The following is a 423-nucleotide window of genomic DNA, read 5'->3' on the forward strand; positions in this document are numbered from 1 at the left end:
GATCTCCGAGCCGATGTGGAAGGCGATGCAGGCCGCGATGAGCGGGTCGCAGTCGCCGCAGGAGGCGCTGACCGCGGCCCAGGCCACGGCGGCGAGCGCGACCCAGTAATGAGCACGAGCCGATTGACGCGAACTCCGGTGGCGCGCACCCGGCCAGAAAAGCAGGCAACAGGAAAGCGGGCTCCAGGAAAGCGGGCTCCAGGAAAGCGGGCTACGGGAGAGCAGGCGGCAGGGGAGCGGGCGCCTGGAAAGCAGCGGGCAACGGGTAGGCAGGCGACGGGGCAGTGGGCGGCATGGGCGTTCCTCGCGCCCGTCGTCGTCTATCTGCTCGCGTTCTACGTCTATCCGCTGTATCGCAACGTCGATCTGAGCCTGCGTAACTACACGGTGCGTTCGTTCGTGCAGGGGGACGCGCCGTTCACG

Annotated in this window: 1 pseudogene; it reads left to right on the forward strand. The window is 68.1% G+C overall.

The window, feature by feature from the left end:
- Positions 1-138: 138 nt before the first annotated feature.
- A pseudogene (locus tag FLV34_RS42085) lies at positions 139-423 on the forward strand (hypothetical protein); the annotation flags it as partial.

The sequence above is a fragment of the Microbispora sp. CSR-4 genome, from assembly GCF_008033685.1.
In the GTDB taxonomy this organism is placed as follows: domain Bacteria; phylum Actinomycetota; class Actinomycetes; order Streptosporangiales; family Streptosporangiaceae; genus Microbispora.